The 17,812-nt window shown below is 60.2% G+C and carries 15 protein-coding genes; 2 read left to right on the top strand and 13 right to left on the bottom strand.

Annotated features, from left to right (window positions below; genetic code table 11):
- Positions 1–127 precede the first annotated feature (127 nt).
- A complete protein-coding gene (locus GA0061102_RS03975; protein WP_092844224.1) occupies positions 128–448 on the top strand; it encodes a hypothetical protein in 321 nt (106 codons plus the stop codon).
- Positions 449–450: 2 nt separating this feature from the next.
- Here the strand turns inward: GA0061102_RS03975 and GA0061102_RS03970 are convergent, their stop codons facing one another.
- From GA0061102_RS03970 to GA0061102_RS03910, 13 genes are all read right to left on the bottom strand, one after another.
- A complete protein-coding gene (locus tag GA0061102_RS03970; protein ID WP_092844222.1) occupies positions 451–2,160 on the bottom strand; it encodes an IS66 family transposase in 1,710 nt (569 codons plus the stop codon).
- A gap of 327 nt (positions 2,161–2,487) precedes the next feature.
- Complete coding sequence (locus GA0061102_RS03965; RefSeq protein WP_092844219.1) at positions 2,488–3,168, bottom strand: redoxin domain-containing protein; 681 nt, start codon at positions 3,166–3,168, stop codon at positions 2,488–2,490.
- A gap of 375 nt (positions 3,169–3,543) precedes the next feature.
- On the bottom strand, positions 3,544–4,416 hold the full coding sequence (locus tag GA0061102_RS03960) for an NmrA family NAD(P)-binding protein (protein WP_092844217.1): 873 nt from the start codon (positions 4,414–4,416) through the stop codon (positions 3,544–3,546).
- A gap of 100 nt (positions 4,417–4,516) precedes the next feature.
- On the bottom strand, positions 4,517–5,374 hold the full coding sequence (locus tag GA0061102_RS03955) for a helix-turn-helix domain-containing protein (RefSeq protein ID WP_092844215.1): 858 nt from the start codon (positions 5,372–5,374) through the stop codon (positions 4,517–4,519).
- Positions 5,375–5,614: 240 nt separating this feature from the next.
- The gene (locus GA0061102_RS03950) at positions 5,615–7,735 is read right to left on the bottom strand and encodes a carboxy terminal-processing peptidase (RefSeq protein WP_092844213.1); all 2,121 of its coding nucleotides are present in this window, start codon (positions 7,733–7,735) and stop codon (positions 5,615–5,617) included.
- Between the two features lie 479 nt (positions 7,736–8,214).
- Positions 8,215–9,447: a cyanate transporter gene (locus tag GA0061102_RS03945; protein ID WP_092844211.1), complete on the bottom strand. Its 1,233-nt coding sequence runs from the start codon at positions 9,445–9,447 to the stop codon at positions 8,215–8,217.
- 3 nt (positions 9,448–9,450) lie between these two features.
- Positions 9,451–9,924 (bottom strand): nucleoside deaminase, encoded by a 474-nt coding sequence (locus tag GA0061102_RS03940; RefSeq protein ID WP_092844209.1) that lies wholly within the window; start codon positions 9,922–9,924, stop codon positions 9,451–9,453.
- 26 nt (positions 9,925–9,950) lie between these two features.
- Complete coding sequence (locus tag GA0061102_RS03935) at positions 9,951–10,595, bottom strand: flavin reductase family protein (protein WP_092844207.1); 645 nt, start codon at positions 10,593–10,595, stop codon at positions 9,951–9,953.
- A gap of 11 nt (positions 10,596–10,606) precedes the next feature.
- Entirely contained in the window at positions 10,607–11,698 is a 1,092-nt protein-coding gene (locus GA0061102_RS03930) for a M24 family metallopeptidase (protein ID WP_245297918.1), read from the bottom strand.
- 132 nt (positions 11,699–11,830) lie between these two features.
- A complete protein-coding gene (locus GA0061102_RS03925; RefSeq protein WP_245297917.1) occupies positions 11,831–13,426 on the bottom strand; it encodes an ABC transporter substrate-binding protein in 1,596 nt (531 codons plus the stop codon).
- A 25-nt stretch (positions 13,427–13,451) separates the two neighbouring features.
- Positions 13,452–15,056, bottom strand: a complete 1,605-nt coding sequence (locus tag GA0061102_RS03920; RefSeq protein WP_245297916.1) for a dipeptide ABC transporter ATP-binding protein — start codon at positions 15,054–15,056, stop codon at positions 13,452–13,454.
- A gap of 3 nt (positions 15,057–15,059) precedes the next feature.
- Positions 15,060–15,896 (bottom strand): ABC transporter permease, encoded by an 837-nt coding sequence (locus GA0061102_RS03915; RefSeq protein WP_425348509.1) that lies wholly within the window; start codon positions 15,894–15,896, stop codon positions 15,060–15,062.
- A 35-nt stretch (positions 15,897–15,931) separates the two neighbouring features.
- On the bottom strand, positions 15,932–16,873 hold the full coding sequence (locus GA0061102_RS03910; protein WP_092844201.1) for an ABC transporter permease: 942 nt from the start codon (positions 16,871–16,873) through the stop codon (positions 15,932–15,934).
- A gap of 228 nt (positions 16,874–17,101) precedes the next feature.
- Between GA0061102_RS03910 and GA0061102_RS03905 the strand changes: the two genes are divergently transcribed.
- A complete protein-coding gene (locus GA0061102_RS03905; protein WP_092844199.1) occupies positions 17,102–17,800 on the top strand; it encodes a GntR family transcriptional regulator in 699 nt (232 codons plus the stop codon).
- Positions 17,801–17,812: the final 12 nt, after the last annotated feature.

The raw sequence follows: 17,812 nt of genomic DNA, 5'->3' as shown, positions 1-17,812 counted from the left end.
GTACGCGGAGCAAAATGGGTGGCCCGGGCGGAATTCTGCTTGATAAAGGATCTTGTGGGTCGTCGATAATACGGGATTGCTTTGGTGCTTTTCCGGAGCGACGATTTCCTTATGTGGAGGCATCGGGATGCACGGGATCACCCTTGACGGCTTGAGTGAAGCGGAACTGATCGAGCTGCACGATCAGGTCGTTGATCGACTGCATTTTCTGCATCAGCAAAAGACCACCCACGCGCTGCTCGAGCTGGCGATTGGTGAGCGCGTCATGTTCGAAGACAACAGCGGCCAGACGCAGGCGGGCATCGTGATCCGTCGGAACCGTAAGACAGTGACGGTGCACGCCGACAACGGCCGCCAGTGGAATGTTTCCCCGCAGCTGCTGCGGAAAGAAAGCCGGGTTGAAGAAACACGGTCCGGCAAGCTGGTGCCGTTTTCGAGAAAAGGCTGATCTCAGTTTGTCGCCAGGACAAGGTCAGCCAGCGGCGGTATTGTCGATCCGGCGGGGACAAGACCGAGGCGGTCACCAAGATAAGTGTAATATGAGATGCCGAGCTTCTGGCAGGTCTTCAGTAAGCCGAGCATGACGTCGCGAGCGATACGACCGTCAAGGCTCATCGTGCCACCGGAGATCTTTCGCTTGGTGACGAAGGTCCGCAGATCGTTCTCCGAGGCATTGGTATGCAGTGGAATCTCGGGATGTTCGAGGACTTTGAGAAGCTCCCGTCGCCGCCGATGCAAGCGCGCCAACAGCGTATCGAGGGCGTTATAGCCGGTGCGTAGGGTGAAGATGCGATCGAACCTGCGCCGGAAGGCATGGGCTGCCTGCGGTGATGGCTGTTGCTTCCAGACCTTGAGCGCCTTGTAGAAGCGCCAGACGAGGTCGCGAACCAGTGCGAGCGATCGAACCTCTTTCGCCTTTGCCGGCATCAGCTTTTGCAACAGGCGCTCGCAATGGATCCAACACAAAGCGTGATTGCCGACGCGGAACTGACCGGCATCGTCGGAGACAATGACCGTGTTGCCGAGCAGACCGTGATGGCGGATTGCGCCCCAACTGCCGGCTTCGGCGAGCAGGCGCATCAATTGTCGATCAAAGATGTCGATGCCTCTGCCGGTCAAATATTCCAGGAAGGCAACCTGGTCGGCAAAGATAATGGCGGATCTGCTCTGGAGCTTCTCCATGAGCGCCTGCTCGGCGCCCTGTGTCCGCAGCCAATTCATCGCCTCGTCATTGAGGATATAGTCCTGATGGCCCGCTTTCAGGATGGACAGGAAGTTGAGCCGCGATTTGGAAAAGCTGGTGCGGAAGGCGGAAAAGCGCTCGCCACCGATCTGGGTCGTGTAGGCGTTGCGCCTGACGTGGCGAGCACCAGTATCGTCGACAGTGATGAAGGGCGCCGAAACCAGTCCGGCACGCAGAACCGCACTGTCTTCCTCGACGAATGGCATAAGGTCTGTCGTGAGCAACCGCACAACCTGCCGTTTCGACGCGATCATCGCCAGCGATGACGCTGCGATCTCGACGCCGATGCTGTTGAGAATCTCGGTCAGCCTGGGCGTCGTGACCTGTCCCTGCGCATGGAGCGCCAGACATATCCGACGCAAATTGCGACCAAAGCCGCTGGCAACCCCGTCTGGCAAGGGAGCAGTGATCAGTTTGCCCTGGGGCGTCAGCCAGCGTTCCCGGCGATAGTTCACGAGCTCCGCCGACAGAACCAGATCGCGCACCAGGAAGTTCTTGTATCCTTTGAAGCGTGAGCCTTCGGGTACGTCGGCCTTCAGCGTCACGGTGCGGGTGATCCGGTTCTTGTCGCGCTTAGGGCCGCGGGGCGGCTTACCGGTTGTTCGATCATCCTTGGGATTGTCCTTGGCGGGATCTGTTGCCTTGTCCATACCTGATGGTCGAAACGGGGGACGCGGCGGCAGTTTCTTCAGCCGCGCGATCTCATCACGCAGTTGCTGGTTCTCGACCTTCAGGCGGACATTTTCCAACCGCAGTTCTGTATTGTCTTGGCGCAGGGCTTCGTTCTCAGATCGCAGCGCCGCGACGTCGGCCTTCAGCGCATTTAGCTCTTCGACAAACCCGCCGACGAGCCGGCGCATCGCCACCAGCGACAGCGTCTCAACATGCTCAACGGATGGCAGCGGCTTCTTCCCCATGGCGAGAAAGAATCATGATTTGCCCACTGGCGGAATCGCCCACCACCGCCTTTCGGATTCCAGGCAGATCTTTATGCACAGCTAACTAACTGCACGTTTTATCTTCCCGAAAACTCCACCGGCGCCACCCCTTTTGCTCCGCGTACTAGTATTCCGTGTAACCGGGGCACATTTGTTGGCGCACCCGAATTTTCAGAACGAACGCCAAATGTGATCGATCACAGCTTGACTGCAATGCGCGCCAAGCGCGGTGATCGGCCGGATCAATGCGTGTCGTCGCCCTCATTCGCCATCGAGCAGCAACGCTGGCAGACTGTTCACTGCGGGTCAGCGTCCAAGGCCGCCGGCGGCGGCGATGATCTCCGCCGCGGTCGGGAAAATGGAGAGGCTGTTCGGTCCATCGAGCGACTCAATTTGTGCCCAGCCGATGATGCCGTTCGCATCGACCAGGAAGTGCCCGACGAGCTGGGTAGCGTGGTTCGCGAAAATCGCATTATCGGCTTCGTCAAGCTCGAAGTGGTCCTTGGCGTTGAGTACCGTGTTGGCTTCCATCGGATGTAGCGGTTCCGGCAGCTCGCCCGTGGGGTTGATGCGTGCCGCCTGGAACTGCGCCATCGTTGCGCCATATGGCCATTCGGGCTGCTCGCTGCTCCCATCGGGCAGGAACTCGGCATGCGGCACGCCATAGGCCCGATGCGTGCGGCAGTCCGGGTCGCATAGAAGCGTTACTGGCGTCGGCCGGTGGCGGAAATATAGGCGGGCGCGTTCCACCGGCGTGTTTATTACGGCCACGGTCTCCACCCCGGCGGCGCGCAGCGTCGGCTGTACGCCGGCAAGCTGTTCCACCTGACGCCGGCAGAACGGGCAGTGCAGCCCGCGAAAGAAGCCGATCAAGAACGGACGGCCGCTCAAGTCGGCGAAAGAGACCGTTCCGTCGAAGTTGGCCGTGGCTAGCGCGAACGCGGGCGCGGTTTCTCCCGGTTGCAGCGGGCGCTTCTGGTCTCCCATGGAATAATTCCTTTCTCGTATCGTCCAGGTGAACGACCGAGATTTAACTATACCACTTGTCGCAAGAAGGCCCAGCGCCCGATGGTGAGATCTGCGGTCCGGCATGCCATTCGCCGCTCCGACCGGCGACAACGCAAATCTTGTATTCGATTGCGTGGTGATGCGATCCCCCTCAATCCGAGTAGCGCCGGACGAAGGCGGCTTCAGAAGCTGACAGCGGCCCGGTCAATGTTCAGCGGCGCTCGCGAAGCAGAAGGATTTCCTTGCGGCAAGCCTCCGGCTATCCGAAACGCGGGCCGTCGTGATCCTCAGGGGATGCTGGCGGCCTGTCCCGTTCTACCGACTATGATAGTTCGTTCTCCCCTAGGCTCACCTTCATGCGCCGAGAAGCGGTCGCAGCGCATCCAGCAGTTCGGTCCGGCCCCGGCGAATCTGGCCTACATCGCTCTCCGCATCTATCTTGCCGGCATTATGGGCGGTGTAGAGCTCGACGAGCAACTCGGCATAGCTCTCGGAAAGACCCGCGCGCATCAGCGCTGTCTGCCATTCGGTTTCGGGCAGGGGCCGGGCGACGACATCGCGACCGGCGAGCAGGCCAATGGCCGCCGCAACGTCGTTCGGCGTGTAGCGACGCGGACCTTCGGCATGGACGATGCGCAGTTTTGCGTCCCATTTTTCCTGGAGCAGTTCAGCGGCGATGGAGCCGACGTCGAAGGCGGAGACGGTGGGAAGCAGTTTGGTAAGGGGATGGTAGAAACTCGGCAATACGCCGCTTCCGGCAGCGGCTTTTGCCAGACGTGCCCAGTTTTCCATGTGCTCGGCCGATCGCAGGAAGATGAGCTTGGATTGCAGTTTCCTCAGCCGTGCCTCCAGCGCATGGAAAATCATGGTAACACCCGTGCCGGAGCTCTGTTCTGCGCCATAGTCGGAGATGGCGAGGACGAGCGGGGGATTGGCTGCTGCCAGAGCCTCGCCCAAGGCCTCTATCGTTACCAGCATTTTAGAGTAGGCGTGTTCGACGCGGACATCGACCGGGCAGATCACCTGAACGGCGCTGGCGCCGTTCATCGCAGCGACCAGGGCTTGATGATCGTTCAAGTCGGCAATGGCGATCTCGCAGCCGAGGTCCGAAAATGCCTGTGCTTTTGCCGGATCGCGAAGGACAGCGCGAACCGGCACACCGGCGTCGAGCAAAGAGGCAATCGTGGTGCGGCCAACTTTTCCGGTGGCGCCTAGAATGACGTGCATCGTGTCTTCTCCTGTTCGTCCGCTCGCAGCTCTACCCGTCGGCGAGCGATGGCTCGCACAGGTTCGGACGATCTATCGCAGGTTCGGACGACAATCGATGTCAGGAATGCATTCGGGTGATCATGCTGGGGGTGAAGCCCGTGATCCGCCGCATCCAATGGGCCATGTGGCTTTGATGGGCAAAGCCGGTTTCGAGGGCGACCTGGGCAGGCGGCATATCCGTCGTCATAAGCAGCAATTTGGCACGCTCGACACGGCGGGCCAGCACATATTTGTGGACCGGCATGCCGAAGCTGCCGTGAAACAGCGGTTTTAGATGCGATACGCTGAGCCCGGCAACGATTGCCAGATCGGCAAGAGACAGCGATTGATCGATATGGTCTTCGATGAACTCCGCCAGGCGTCGTTGTTGCCGGCTGGTCAGCGTGCTGCCGGTTGCAGCCGTCCCTATCCGCCTCTGCCCATTGCTTTCCAGCAGGCGGATCGCCAGAGCCATGCCCAAGGTGTCAGCATAGGTTCTGTCGGATGGTACGGTCGCCTCGATCTCGGCCTTGATGGCCCAGGCGATCGATTCGAGCCGGGCATCTCGAAGCTGGAATTGCGGCGTGAGTGAAACTCCTTCGGGATCCTGGCCAAGTTCTCGCGCGGCTGTTTCAAGAAGTTCCGGCCGGATGGTCAGTCGCAGAATGGTGCAATCGCGATCATCCTCCCACCAGCCTTCCAGCCCTGCGGGCACGATGTCGATATCGCCATGTTTCTGTTGGCGGCGCAGATCCCGGCCATCGCATTGGCAGTGGGCGTTCACCGTCGGTCCGAAATGAATGCCGAGCCGATGGGTCTGCAATCCCGGTACATGCGTGCGACCGGCGCGAATGTGAAGGAACTCGGCATCCAAACCCCTCCAGCCGCGATCCCTGCTGGAAAGAAGAGTGGCGGCGGCATTGCTAAGCTGATCCATGATTTCGCATTCCTGCAACTTCGTGTCTCACAGGCTGGAGAGCCCGGATACCGAAATTATAGGGAAACTCGCCCGGCCGGTCGAGATGCCGGCATATCGTCTACGAGCGACAACGGCCCGCGGCGTCATGGATCACGCCGCGGGCCGTTGAACACGAAATCTTGCCGCAGCATCGCTTGCGCCGGCCTGCAATCCGATGGCACACATCCGGCCGCCATGGTTGCGGCCATCAGGAAAAGACTATTTTCCGTCCGTGCTTCCCGACCGCTGCGCGGTCGCCTTCAGCCCGCCCGACTGCAGATCCGCCTCGTCGGCTACGATGGCAGCTGCCTCCTTCAACAGGACATCCTTTGCATTTTTGCGGGCCTTCTCCATGGCGATATCGGCACTCAGGCTGCGCTCGTTTGCCTGCAGGCCATCGTCCTCGCCATTGTCCACGCCATCGTTTATCTGCTCGCGCGATTTCACGCGTTTCGCCTGGGCGGCCATCTCATTGCGGCGCTGGGTTTCGTTGAGGGAGATAGCCCGCTTCTCGCGCTGCACCTTGAGTTCCGCGACGTCTTCTACGAAGCGCTGGAAATCCTGATCGCTCTGCACACGCGCGTCGTGACGGCCCTGCAGCTGCGGCAGCAACGGTGCCATATTGGCGGAAGGAACATATTTAGCCGGCTTGACTTCGGTCCACGGTAGAGCGTTGTCATAGCTCGACTCGCCGAAACTCTTGGGGTCCGAAAGGCCTGGCAGGCCGATGTCGGGTGTCACGCCGCGCAGCTGCGTCGTCCCGCCGTTGACACGGAAGAACTGGGCAACGGTCAATTTCAGCTCACCGAATTTCGGCTTGCTGTTATGGGCCACCTGGTCGAGATTGACCACGGTCTGCACGCTGCCTTTGCCGAAGCTCGGCTCACCGACAATCACGCCTCGGCCATAATCCTGTATGGCTGCGGCAAAAATCTCGGAAGCGGATGCCGAGCCGCGATTGATCAGCACGCCAACCGGGCCTGTCCAGGCAGGCGCGGAAAGGTCATCGCTTTCCACCTCCACCTTGCCGCCCGCATCGCGTTGCTGAACGACCGGACCCTTGCCGACAAACAGACCCGTCAGGTCAATCGCCTCGGAGAGCGAACCGCCGCCGTTGTTGCGCAAATCCACCAGAACGCCGTCGACCTTGTCCTGTTTCAGTTCAGCAAGAAGCTTGGCGACGTCGCGGCTTGCGCTTCGGTAGTCCTTGTCGCCCCTGCGGCGTGCTTCGAAGTCCTCATAGAAGGCCGGCAGGGTGATCACGCCGATCTTGCGCGTGACGCCGTCAGCCTTGACGGAGAGAACCGTCTTCTTGGCAGCCTGCTTATCGAGGCTGATCTTGTCGCGCACCAGGCTGATGATGTTGTGTTTGCCGTCCGGTCCGGCATCCGCCGGCAAAATGTCCAGACGCACGACGGAACCCTTGGCGCCCCGGATCATTTGCACGATTTCATCGAGGCGCGTGCCGACCACTTCCTTGATCGCACCGCTCTCACCCTGGCCGACGCCGGTGATACGATCTCCGACCGCAAGCTTGCCCGACGATTGTGCCGGGCCGCCGGGCACGAGCTCGCGGATCGTCGTATAGTCATCCCGTTCCTGCAGGACCGCGCCGATGCCGACCAGCGAGAGCTTCATGGAAATATCGAATTCGGCAGAAGCAGCCGCGCCGAAATAGTCGGTATGGGGGTCGAGCGACTTCGTGTAGGCGTCCATGAACATCTGGAACACATCGTCGCTCTTGTACTTGTAGGCGCGCTCCAGGGAGTTTTGATAGCGCTTGTCGAGCGTCGTGCGAATGGCGTCATCAGCCTTGCCCGCCAGCTTCAGGCGCAACCAGTCGCTCTTGACGCGCTTGCGCCACAGCTCGTTGCTTTCCGCGTCGGATTGCGGCCAGGGCTCCTTGTCACGCTGCAAGGAATATTCTTCCTGCACATTGAAATCGAAGTTCTGCTTGAGCAGGCTGCGTGCATAGGTCATCCGGTCAACAACGCGCTGCTCATAGGTGTTGAAGATCGAAAACGGGATCCGCAAGTCCTCATGGTTGATGGCATCGTCGATCTTGGTGCTATCAGCCATGAACTTGTCGATATCCGCCTGTGCGAAGAGGGCACGATCCGGATCCAGGGACTTGATAAACCGGTCCATGATCTTGGCGGACAAAGCATCGTCAAGCGGAACGGGCTTGTAATGGAACCGAGCGAGAAACTGTGAGCTCAAAATCGCCGCCTGCGCCTGCTGCTGCAGCGGCGCCAAAATCGGTGGCGAGGTGCCTTCCAGAGCATATGCCGATGGGGCAATTGCCAGGAACATGCAGAGGAAACCATATTTTACGCGCATTAAGCTCTGATCCGATTCTCGACGTTGAGTGTGTATTGCGTATTTAATGTGTGATGTTCGTGGAGCAATTATGGATTTTTGGCAACTGTATCGTTTCCAGAGCAGCTGTGAAGCGGCTTTCTGTTTGAGACAGATGGTCCTATCAAGACAGGCGCCCGCCATATCCGGATTTTGCGGAAGCGTCTAAGCGGTTGTTGTCAATAAAAGAATACGGCCTCTGAGGAGCTTACTGCGCCTGATGCGCTGAGCAATCGCTTGGCCCACCATAAATCGCCGAACCGCCTTCTTTTTGTCGAGGGTTGCCGTCCAAAACCATGGATAAGGTTCAAAAATGGTTCCTAGTGGCCTTTTTAGGGACTCAATTCATTCCGCCAGCACGTGGCGGTATGAATAATCTTCAGACCAATGGCAATTTGCCGAAGCGCCGTTTGCTATCGGCTATGTCGGTCTGAAAGAGCAGGCCGGAGGTGCCAAATCTCCTAGCTCGATACTGGCGCGCTGCTTTCTTGATTTGCCAATGGTTCCACGCTCATCACCGGCATCGTTCTCTCGTAAGTGTGCGGAGCGAGACGCTGCACCAGGGCTATCACGACGACCACGCAAGTCAGATGGAGCAGCCACCCTGACTGGAAGCCGCCTGTTAGATCGTGCAGAACCGCGACGATCCACGGCGGTATTGCGGCGATGAGAAATCCGCCACCCTGCATCAGAGCCGATAGGGCACCCGCATGTGCGGGATCGGCGAGATGGTCGAGCGCCACCACCAGCGACAGGGCAAAGCAGCCGCCCAACCCGGCGCCGACCAGTGCCGCCCAGGCGAAAGGCGCCAGCTGCGGCCAGAAGGCGAGACCGGCGAAACCCGTCGCCTGAAAGATCAGCGTCAACCATAGCCAGATCCGGCGGTCGCCTTCACGGCCGATGAACAAAGGCAGGACGAGAGCAGATATCGCCTGACTGACAGCCATGACCGCCAGCAGGTTCCCCGTCGCTGCGCCGCTCCATCCCTGTGCCTGATAGTACGGCGACAACCACGCGACCGCAGAGGAATAGCCGCCATTGACGAGCCCGAAACACGCCATCAGGAGCCAGGCGCGCGGCCGCTTCAACAAATGGGTCGTCACATTGCCGCCGGAGGTCCTGCGATGGTCGGTCGGCAAATAGATGAAGGCAAGCAGAAGCGCGATGACGGCCGGTGCGGCAAGCCACGCAAGGCCCGCATGCCAGGTCCCCGCCGCCCCGGCGACGACGGGCGCAGCCTTGGCTCCGAGCGCGCCGCCGCCCATCAGCATCGAGGAGTAGAGCCCCATCACGACGGCGACGCGCGTGGGGAATATCCGTTTGATGACGCCGGGAAATACCGCCTGGATGATTGCGACCCCAAAGCCGATGACGGCTGCCGTTCCTACCAATTGCCAGTCCGTGGCGGAATAGAAGCGCAGAAGCGATCCGAGGCCCAGCACGGCCAGAGCTGCCAGGATCAACCGGCGTGCGCCCATCGCATTTTGAAGGGACGGTCCGATGAAGGCGACCATCCCCATCAAGATCATCGGCACCATGGTCAGAAGCGACATGCCCTGAAGGCCAAGGCCGGTTTCCGTCCGGATGTCCCCGGCAAGCGGCCCGACGGCGGTGATGAATGGCCTCAGATTGAGCCCGACGATGGCAACGACGAACAATAGCGGGCGCGTGGAGGCGGACACGGTATTCTTCATGATTCAGAGCCGCTCGTCCTGCCGGCGTTTCCAATCGGCATAGAGGTCGGGCTGCGATTCCAGACGGGTCCGAACGTAGCGGATCTTCATCGATTGCTCGGCGAAGGGTTTGGCCAGATCCTCGTAGATCGCGGCGGTAGATAGCCCGAATGGCGCGCCATCGTCGTTGGAATAAGCGTAAGCAACTGCGCCCACACCCGCCAGCCGCATCGCTGCCATGCACATCGGGCAGGGGTGGCCGCTGGCATAGACCGCACATCCCTGAAGGTTCGGCGACTTCAGCTTCTGGCTGGCGAGACGGATCGCCATCATCTCCGCATGCGCGGTCGGATCGTTCGTGTTGAGGATCTCGTTCACGCCGGTTGCGACCACTTCGCCGTCCTTGACGACGAGCGCGCCGAACGGGCGGCCGCCATTTTGGGAGTTCGTGCGCGCAAGCTCGATCGCTTCGCAGAGGAAACGCGATTCATTGTCCATAATGTTCTCTCTTGCTTTAACCCCCATCACGCCAGCTTCGGGGTCAGCATTTCGAATCTGTCCCGGATCGTGGAACAGGTGTCGCCGCCGAGCCGCGCGATTGAATCGATAATGCCGGGATCGACATGCAAGCCTTCATCGACGGCGCCCGCGTGATAATGGGCAAAGATGATCTCGCCCATGATGATCTGGCGCGATTTGCCAAGCTCCAGCGTCAGATGCCGGCGGCATTCGAATGCGGCCGGAGCCTCCTTTATCCAGGGCGAGGCAACCTTTTCGCCGGGCATGGCAGTCAGGCCTGCCTCTTTCATTTCGTCGACCCCGCGCGGATATTTTGTGCCGCAGATATGCATCGCTTCGGCGATGGCATGCGAAACGATGTTGACCGTGAAGACCTCGGTCATCCTGATATTGTGGCCGGTATCCTTGAAGGAGATGTCGGGATTGTTCTCGACACCGATCGCCACGATGGGCGGATCGGCCGAAAGGCAGTTGAAGAAGCTGAACGGGGCGGCATTGAAGCGGCCATGTTCGTCGACCGTGGTCACCAGCGCGATCGGGCGCGGAATGATCGTGCCGATCATCAGCTTGTAGCGCTCGCGTGCAGTAAGCTTCGTGAAATCAAAAGCGGTCCTGCTGCCCGAGGCGTCGCTATGCTCGCCTATATCCATAGTGCCCTCGTTCATTTGACACCAAAAATCGCTTCGTCGCCGCTCAGGGATTCAAATCCGCCGGCGGTCAATACCGCCGGCATGCTGGCGCCGACGCAGCCGATCCCATCCTCGTAAAGGCAGGGGGTCACGTGGAAGCACATGCCCTCTTCGAGAACGACATCGTGATGGCGGCGGATCGCCATCACATCGTCCTCGCCCCAGCCGGGCGGGAAGGAGGCGCCGATGCTGTAGGCAGGCCGTGTGACCATCCATTCGGCAAAGCCGCGGCTTTCGATCACGCCTTCGAATATGCGTGCGGCTTCATGCGAGGTCATGCCGGGACGAACGCGCGCAAAGCCCTCGTCGAGCGCTTCCTTGCACACCTCGAACATACGCCGCACCCGGTCCACCGGCTCGCCGATCGAATAGAACCGGAAGATCGGCGTGTGATAGTCGTGGATCGATGCGGCTGGTTCGATATTGACCAGCTCGCCGCGCGAGATCGGAGCACCGCACCAGGTGACGTGGGCGCGTGCGGTGCGAGGCCCGGCGCAAACGTTCGCCATCTTGACCGGCCGGTGGCTGCCGTTGGCGAGCATACTGTTAGTGACGACAGCGGCAAGCTCGGTGTCGGTCATGCCCTCGTGCAATGCCTCGAAGCCATCGCGGCAAGACTGAGCCGCGATCTGCCCCGCTTTGCGCAGAAGGTCGATTTCCGCCGGGCTCTTGATGCGACGCAGCTGCTCGACAAGCCCGGATGCGTTGAGAACAGCATCGTCCTTCGCACGAACGAAGCCCCGCAAGGCAGTCTGCACCGTCGCATATTCGACGGCGATCGTGGCCTTGGCGGGTACGAAATCGGCGAGCGTCCGTTCGAGAACGGCCGTATAGTCCTGTCCGTCCCGGACACCGACGCCTTCGTCCGCCCAGATCTTGCCCTTGAGCGCCCGGATGTTGCTGAGTTCGGTCAGGCGCATCACCCAGATTGCCTTGCCATCTGCTCGAACGATCAGGGATGTCGCGCCGTAGGCGAGCGATCCGAACCCGGTCAGATAGTACATGTTCTCAGCCGAATTGAGCACGCAGGCATCGATGCCGCGCTCGGCCATGAGTTTTCTCAAGGAATCCCTGCGCGCCAGATATTCTTGAGGTTGGAAAGGTAAACGATCGTAATCGGTCGACATGTTATCGGCTCACTATTCTAGGGAAATCGGTTGAAAGGGCGTGTCGGGGTATCCTTCATCGAGATCGCGTCAATTGCTCTTCTTAATGTTCCAGAACACCGGCACGTCCTGCGTCGTGAGCACGCCGGAAAGCTTGTTCGAGAACGCGACAAAGGTGTTCCATTGGCCGAGCGGGATATGATGACCGATCTCGAAAGCGCGCTTGGAATATTCAGCCGCGACGGTCTTCTGCGCCTCGACGCCATCGGCGAGCGCCCATCTAAGGCGCAGATCCTCAAGTGTCTTGTCGCATGGCCAGCCGAAGATGCCCTTCTCGCAGGCTGCCGAGAAGGTGATGCTCCAGACCGGATTGGCGACCACCTGTCCGCCGACATAAGAATGAAGCAGGTTCCAGCCGCCCTTGTCGGCCGGCTCCTTGGAATTGCGACGCTTCAGGACGGTTGCCCAGTCCATGGCCTGCACATCGACAGTCAATCCGATATCCCGCATCGCCTGCACGGTGACGACGGTTTCGGGATGAACGATGCTTTCATCGGTCGGGTCGAGAATGACGATCGGCTTGGAAAAGTCCCAGCCGGCCTCCTTGAACAGCGCCTTGGCCTTTTCCGGATTGGGTGCCTTCAGTGCGTCCAGCCCGGCTTCCGTCTCCATCGGGCTGCCGCAGATGAAGAAAGAGGCGCAGGTTTTGAAATAGTCGGGATTGCCGTTGACCGCCTGCAGATAGGCCTGCTGGTTGGTCAGGTAGAACATGGCCTGGCGGGCCTTTGGATTGTCGAAGGGTGGCTGTGTGTGATTGAAGAAGAGCGTGCCCTGCGTGCCGGTCTGGTTGATGACCTTGGTTTGCAGATTGCCTGCGGCTTCGATAACCGGAAGAAGGTCGAGCGAGGGATTCTGCCAGAAGTCGATCTCGCCGCTCATCAGCGCCGATAACGCCGTCTGCTGGTCCTTGATGATATCCCATTCGACGCTGTCGAACTGCGCCACCTTGCCGCCGGCCAGGCCACTTGCCGGTTCCTTGCGCGGAACATAGTCGGCGAACATCTCATAGACCACTTTGCTGCCGGGGACCCATTTGTCCTTGGCGAATTTGTAAGGGCCGGAGCCGGTTTGATCGGTGATTTCCTTGTAGGGATCGGTCTCTGCGATCCGCTTCGGCATCATGAATGGGACGTTCGACGCCACCTTGCTGAGGGATTCCAGCACGATGCCGTAGGGTTCCTTGAATTCGAGCTCGAAGGTCTTGTCGTCGACGACCCGCATTTCTTTGATCTCGCGGGCCATCAGCTGCCCGGCCGCGTCGCGAGCTTGCCAGCGCTTCAATGAGGCCACGCAATCCTCGGCCTTGACCGGCTGGCCATCATGCCATTTCAGCCCGTCGCGCAGGGTGAAACGATAGGTCTTCTTGTCTGCCGAAAGCTGCAGGTCCTGGACCATTTCCGGCTGCGGCTTGAAATGCTCATCGAGCGCGTAGAGCGTGTCGTAGATCATGAAGCCGTGCATCTTCACGATGTCGGCGGTCGAGCCCATCGGGTCGAGCACCTGAAGGTCGGCGCTTGGCACGATCTTGAGGGTGTTTTCCGCCCAGGCCGTCCCGAGGCACGATAGGAGGACGGCCGAAGCGAGCAGGGCCTGGCGGGTGGCTTTCATCGGATTAAACATGGTCATTCCCCTTTCTATTCGAGAGCTTTTCTCAAGCCGGAACCTTTTGTTCCGCCCTGCCGGGTATCGAGGCGAGCAGTTCGCGCGTGTATCGGTGGGCAGGCGCGGTAAAGACGGTCGACACAGCTCCCTGCTCGACGATTTCCCCGCGGTGCATGACGATCAGCCGATCGCAGATCTCAGCTGCCACGCGCAGATCGTGCGTGATGAAAAGAATGGCCAGATCGAAGCGTTTCTGTATGTCGTCGATCAGGCGCAGGACCTGCGCCTGGACCGAGACGTCGAGGGCAGACACAGCCTCGTCCGCCACCAGGATGTCGGGTTCCATCGCCAGCGCCCGTGCGATCGAGATGCGCTGCCGCTGGCCACCGGAAAATTGATGCGGAAAGCGGTCGACGGCATGGGGCTCCAGCCCGACGAGCTGCATCAGTTCGCGTGCCCGTTCCAGGGCTTCGCTTTTGCTTTGGCCGAAATTCATCGGGCCTTCGATGATCGATTGTCCCACCGTTCGCCGCGGATTGAGCGATCTGTACGGATCTTGGAACACCATCTGCATGCGCTGCCGCAAGGTGCGGCCGTCCGTGGCATCGGGCAATTCAATGCTGCCGGATGACGGCTCGATCAGCTGCATGACGCAGCGCGCAAGCGTAGACTTGCCGGAGCCGGATTCGCCGATAATGCCGAGCGTCTCTCCGTGCCTTACGGAAAGCGAGGCTTCCCGCAGGGCTTGGACAGTGCGGTGGTCGCGGAACAGGCCGCCGCTGTGGTAGGTCTTTGTCACGGCCGTCATCTCAAGCGCGACGGTGCCGGTGACGACATGGCCGCTTCGCTTCGGCTCAAGCGTCGGAACTGAGGCGATCAGCATGCGCGTATAGTCCGAGGCCGGCGCATTGAGCACCTGATCGGCTGTACCTTGCTCGATCATTTTGCCGGCTTTCATGACCACCACACGGTCGGCAATCTCGCGCACGACGCCAATGTCATGGGTGATGAACAGCACGCCCATGCCGCGTTCGCGTTGCAACTCGCGAACTTGTGACAGGATTTGCGCTTGGGTGGTCACATCGAGCGCCGTCGTCGGCTCGTCGGCAATCAGCAGTTTGGGCTGGAGGATCAGCGCCGCCGCGATGAGAACACGCTGGCGCTGGCCGCCGGAGAGCTGGTGCGGAAAGGCGTGATAGAGCGTTTCCGGATCGGGCAGGCGAACTTCGGCCATGGCGGCGATAACCTTGTCGAAGCGCTCCTTGCGCGACAGTGACAGATGGGTCCGCAAGACCTCGTCGATCTGCTTGCCGACCGCCTGCACAGGGTTCAATGCGGTCATCGTCTCCTGGAAGATCATGCCGATGCCGCGGCCGCGCAGATCCCGCATCTCCGCAGGAGTTGCCTCGGTAATGTTCTTGCCCTCGAACAGAATGCGGCCGGCAGGCTTCGGGAACACCTTAGGCAGCAGGCCCATGATGGACTGGGCGGTGACCGATTTGCCGGAGCCGGATTCGCCCACCACGCACACGATTTCACCTGGCGCGACGGAAAGAGAGATGTGATCGACCGCAAAACCGCGATCGCCTCCGCCCGGAAGAGGAATGGCAAGGTCCTGGACCTCAATGACAGGCGTCGCCGTTTTCATCAGCATCCCTCACATCCTCTTTGCAATTCGAGGGTCGAGCGCATCGCGCAATCCATCCCCGAGCAGATTGATCCCAAGCACCGTGAGAGCCAGGAAAAGGCTCGGCAGAAAGACCAGACGCGGTGCGACCTGGAAGAAGGTGCGCCCCTCCGAAATCATGTTGCCCCAGCTGGGAATTTCCGGCGGCAGGCCCGTTCCAAGGAAGCTGAGACCAGCTTCGATCAGAATGGCGGAGGCGCAGATATAGGTGCCAAGCACCATCAAGGGGGCGTAGGTGCTGGGAAGCAGGTGGCGGAAAAGGATTGCCGGTATCGATGTTCCGACGGAGATCGCCGCTTCGACATAGGGCTCCTCACGCACCGTCAGCACGACGCTGCGCACAAGCCGCACGACGCGGGGGATTTCGGGAACGGTAAGCGCGACGACAACGGTTGCGATGCTGGCACGGGTGAGCGAGACGAGCGCAATCGCCAACAGGAATGTCGGGATTGCCATGAGGCCGTCCATGATGCGCATGACCACGACATCGACCCAACGGAAATAGCCTCCCACCAGACCGATCGTAACGCCGATGACCAGCGCTGCCGTTGCGACGCAGAGCCCGATGAGCATCGAGCTGCGCGCGCCGTAGATGGCGCGGCTATAGACGTCGCGACCGAACAGGTCGGTGCCGAACCAGGCAAGTTCCGATGGCGGCTTCAGGCGCATGCTAGGGGCGATGCGGCCCGGATCGACCGTGCCGAGATAAGGGGCGACGATCGCCACCAGAACGATCGTCGCGATGAGCAACCCGCCGACGAGAACGGACGGATGAAGCAAGAACGGCGGTAGCGAGTGCTTTGTCATAGCCCGCGCCGCGGGGAGAGAAGCAGGAGAGTTCATCAGTACCGCACCCTTGGATCGAGGAACGCATAGGCGATGTCGATGATCAGATTGATCAGGACATAGACTCCGGAAAACATGAGGATGACGCCCTGGATCACCGGATAATCCCGTTTCAGGATCGCATCGACCACGAGGCGTCCGACGCCGGGAATGTTGAACACCGTTTCGATCACCACGACGCCGCTGATCAGCAGCGCAATGCCGATGCCGATGACGGTCAGGATCGGGATCGCGGAATTGCGCAGGGCATGCCTCGTCACGACGATGCGCTCCTTGACGCCCTTGGCCCGGGCGGTGCGGATAAAGTCCTCGCCCATCATTTCCAGAACGCTTGCCCGGGTGATGCGCGCGATCAGCACGAGATAGGCAAGCCCCAATGTCATCGTCGGCAGCGCGATGCTCGACAGGAAGGGGACGATGCCGTCGCGAATGCTGGAGAAGCCCTGAACCGGCAGAAGATGCAGGTGCAGCGAGAAGACATAGATCAGGCAATAGCCCAGCACGAAGACGGGGATGGAGAAGCCGAGAACAGACACGAGCATCAGCGTCCGATCCAGCCAGCTTCCGGCGGTGGCGCCGGCAATCGTGCCGAGGGGAACCGCTATCACGATCGAGAAAACGAGTGTCGTCAGAGCAAGGGAGGCCGTCGGTTCAAGGCGCTGAAGAATGAGCTGCGTAACGGGAATGTTCGAGAAAACCGAGACGCCCAGATCGCCATGCAGGAGCGAGCGGCCCCATATGATGAACTGGCTTATCAACGGCTGATCGAGCCCGAGGGTCGCGCGGATCCGCTCGATCGTTGCAGCGTCCGCATTGTCGCCGGCGATCACGACTGCGGGGTCGCCGGGGCTTAGCCGCAGCAGCAGGAAGACTACGATCGAGACGACCAGGATCACTGGCACAAGACCGAGCATTCGTTTGACGACGAAGGCGAGCATGTGATTGTTCCCAATTTTTGAATTCTATTATTGTATGCGATCTTATATCATAAATGCATGCATTTTTGGTTCCGTAAAGCATCTTTTGCTGATATGACGTAAATAGTGATCGCGCATATCCTCGGCATTGGCGGGTGCGTCAGTGCCGTCAGGCAACAAATGGCTGGACACATACGATCTTCGTATGCAATTCGATGTGTTAAATCGGTTGAACATTGGGAGTCTGGAATGGCGAAGAAAGTGAGCGATGCAGGCGGTGGCCGCTCTCAGGCCGTTCACCGCGCCCTGAAGCGGGCTATTATCGACCAGGCTCTTCCGCCTGGGGCAAAGTTGCCTGAAGATTCGATCGGCGAGCGGCTGGGTGTCAGCCGCACCCTGGTTCGAGAAGCGCTGGTTCGCTTGAGCCAGGAAGGCTTGGTGGAATTGCGCCCCAACAAGGGGGCTGCGGTTGCGCGTCCGAGCCTGGAGGAAGGCCGGGACCTCTTTCTCACGCGGATGGCATTGGAACGCCTTGTCGTGGAAACGCTTTCGGGAAACCTGACGCGAGAGCAAATCGACACGCTCTCCGCCCACATTGCCGGTGAGGAAGCCGCCAGAGCCGAGCATGCCGCCTCGATCCGCCTGGCCGGCGAATTCCATACGCTTCTTGCGCAGATGACCAACAATGCCAGCCTCATCCGCTATGTGAACGAGCTGGTCGCCAGAAGTTCGCTGATCCTTGCCCTTTATGGCAGGCCCCATTCCTCGGAATGTGCCGTGTCGGAGCATCGGGATCTGCTGGACAAGCTGATTGCTGGCAAGACCGAGGAAGCGGCAGCGCTCATGGCGCATCATCTCGATTCCATTACCGCGCGCGCCTTGCTCCCCACGGAAAACAGCATCAAGGACGTGCTCGCCACCTATGCGCTGGCGGAAGGCCTGGCGTAGGAACCTGACGTC

Source organism: Martinezella miluonensis (assembly GCF_900094545.1).
GTDB classification, from domain to species: Bacteria; Pseudomonadota; Alphaproteobacteria; order Rhizobiales; family Rhizobiaceae; genus Rhizobium; species Rhizobium miluonense.
Note: the sequence above shows the minus strand (reverse complement) of the source record. Positions and strands in the feature narration are given on the sequence as shown.

Excerpts from the sequence above, each read along its gene's own strand:
- GA0061102_RS03975 (WP_092844224.1), top strand. The coding sequence starts at position 128 with ATGCACGGGATCACCCTTGACGGCTTGAGTGAAGCGGAACTGATCGAG.
- GA0061102_RS03970 (WP_092844222.1), bottom strand. The coding sequence starts at position 2,160 with ATGGGGAAGAAGCCGCTGCCATCCGTTGAGCATGTTGAGACGCTGTCG.
- GA0061102_RS03965 (WP_092844219.1), bottom strand. The coding sequence starts at position 3,168 with ATGGGAGACCAGAAGCGCCCGCTGCAACCGGGAGAAACCGCGCCCGCG.
- GA0061102_RS03960 (WP_092844217.1), bottom strand. The coding sequence starts at position 4,416 with ATGCACGTCATTCTAGGCGCCACCGGAAAAGTTGGCCGCACCACGATT.
- GA0061102_RS03955 (WP_092844215.1), bottom strand. The coding sequence starts at position 5,374 with ATGGATCAGCTTAGCAATGCCGCCGCCACTCTTCTTTCCAGCAGGGAT.
- GA0061102_RS03950 (WP_092844213.1), bottom strand. The coding sequence starts at position 7,735 with ATGCGCGTAAAATATGGTTTCCTCTGCATGTTCCTGGCAATTGCCCCA.
- GA0061102_RS03945 (WP_092844211.1), bottom strand. The coding sequence starts at position 9,447 with ATGAAGAATACCGTGTCCGCCTCCACGCGCCCGCTATTGTTCGTCGTT.
- GA0061102_RS03940 (WP_092844209.1), bottom strand. The coding sequence starts at position 9,924 with ATGGACAATGAATCGCGTTTCCTCTGCGAAGCGATCGAGCTTGCGCGC.
- GA0061102_RS03935 (WP_092844207.1), bottom strand. The coding sequence starts at position 10,595 with ATGGATATAGGCGAGCATAGCGACGCCTCGGGCAGCAGGACCGCTTTT.
- GA0061102_RS03925 (WP_245297917.1), bottom strand. The coding sequence starts at position 13,426 with ATGACCATGTTTAATCCGATGAAAGCCACCCGCCAGGCCCTGCTCGCT.
- GA0061102_RS03920 (WP_245297916.1), bottom strand. The coding sequence starts at position 15,056 with ATGCTGATGAAAACGGCGACGCCTGTCATTGAGGTCCAGGACCTTGCC.
- GA0061102_RS03915 (WP_425348509.1), bottom strand. The coding sequence starts at position 15,896 with ATGACAAAGCACTCGCTACCGCCGTTCTTGCTTCATCCGTCCGTTCTC.
- GA0061102_RS03910 (WP_092844201.1), bottom strand. The coding sequence starts at position 16,873 with ATGCTCGCCTTCGTCGTCAAACGAATGCTCGGTCTTGTGCCAGTGATC.
- GA0061102_RS03905 (WP_092844199.1), top strand. The coding sequence starts at position 17,102 with ATGGCGAAGAAAGTGAGCGATGCAGGCGGTGGCCGCTCTCAGGCCGTT.